The sequence below is a fragment of the Bacillus sp. LR--39 genome, assembly GCF_053613335.1.
In genome coordinates, this window is sequence record NZ_JBSIOT010000098.1 from 1 (window position 1) to 1,680 (window position 1,680).

General features: G+C 48.8%; 2 protein-coding genes. One reads left to right on the plus strand and one right to left on the minus strand.

All coding sequences use genetic code 11. From position 1 onward, the window contains the following. The coding region (locus ACWHAR_RS20685; RefSeq protein WP_452087685.1) for a DUF3900 domain-containing protein at nt 1–1,050 on the minus strand (1,050 nt) is incomplete at its 3' end. A gap of 144 nt (nt 1,051–1,194) precedes the next feature. Here ACWHAR_RS20685 and ACWHAR_RS20690 point away from each other — a divergent pair. Further along, a partial coding sequence (locus ACWHAR_RS20690; protein ID WP_452087686.1) for a cytochrome P450 occupies nt 1,195–1,680 on the plus strand: 486 nt, incomplete at its 3' end.

Below are 1,680 nucleotides of genomic sequence, written 5' to 3' on the forward strand. Positions count from 1 at the left end.
TTTTATCCGCTCAATCACCTCATGCAGCCCCTCAGGCTTATAAAACTCCACCGGCGAACTGCCTTTCTCAAACGAAATCGTCTCGGCTTCAATCAGCGCGACATAGCGCCCGTTTACTTTTGCGAGATGAATAGAATCGCCAAAATCCGCTAGCAATCCCTTAATCTCTGTTTCTCCGACTTTCATTTTCAGCTGGGCCTCTGGCGTGTGCTCGATGATTTGGGCGGAGGCTTCGATGACTTGATGGGTGTCGAGGCGCTCTTGGATTTCCCGTTTTTCGCTTGCTTCCCAAATCTCAATGTCGTGCTCGAACTGCTTGAGCTCTTCGCTGTTGTCTTCAAATGTCTCGTAGACGTGCTCCTGTACCATGTTCATGACCTGATTTTTCATGATTTCCGGCATCGATTCTCCGTACTCGACGAATTTCAGAAAGTCCTCAAAATAGCGGGCGTGCGAAGCCTGGTGGATTTTCAGCTCACCTTCCTCGACCATTCCTTCCTCTGGCATGTACGGGTATTGGATGCTTTTCATGTTTTTTGTCGTGATCGCCATTTCGACTTTTTTAATGAGAGAAGACGCGTCAGAGATGCGGGCGACCTTCGGCTCAAAATCACATTTCATAATGAAGACAAATGACTCGTCAAAGTATTTTCTCGGCACGGCCGAAGCGACGAGAAACACGCCGCCGCGAACCGCGCTTGTGTCGAGGTACGTGCGGACGAACAGCTCACTCAGCTCATTGAAGTCTTCTTTTGTTTCCGCCAGACGCGCGCGGTTGAACATGTTGTAGTTTGGGTTGGAATCGAGCTCGTGGCCGGGCTCGACGATAAAATGGCCGATTTTCGTCGGGACCTGCTCGGACTGCGGATGGCGGTCGGCTTTCCGTTTGACGATTTTTTTCAGTTCCCCGTCGAGAAAGTCCTTCAGCTCGCTTTCTTCAAATTCGCCCGTATCAAGGGTCTGGAAGTGCTTGAACTGCTTGTTCGCCTGCTCATCTTTGCCTTCCACCTGTATGACATAAAAGGATAAAAACCGAATTTCAAAATCCATATATAAACTCACCTTATTCGCGTATTGTACAGCTTCTCAAGTATAGAAAAAACAGCGATCATGCGTCAATTGGGAGAATAATCATGACCATGAAAGGGAAATGTAATCAAATAGAAGGCATCTCATACGGAAAGGAATGGTTCGATGAAGGAAACAAGCCCGATTCCTCAGCCGAAGACGTTTGGGCCGCTCGGCAATTTGCCTTTAATCGATAAAGACAAGCCGACGCTTTCGCTGATCAAACTGGCGGAAGAACAGGGCCCAATTTTTCAAATCCATACACCCGCGGGCACGACCATTGTAGTGTCCGGCCACGAATTGGTGAAAGAGGTTTGTGATGAAGAACGGTTTGATAAAAGCATTGAAGGCGCCTTGGAAAAGGTTCGCGCATTTTCCGGTGACGGATTGTTTACGAGCTGGACGCATGAGCCTAACTGGAGAAAAGCGCACAACATTCTGATGCCGACTTTCAGCCAGCAGGCCATGAAGGACTATCATGAGAAAATGGTCGATATCGCTGTTCAGCTCATTCAAAAATGGGCAAGGCTCAACCCGAATGAAGCAGTCGATGTCCCGGGAGATATGACCCGGCTGACGCTCGACACCATTGGGCTATGCGGGTTTAACTAC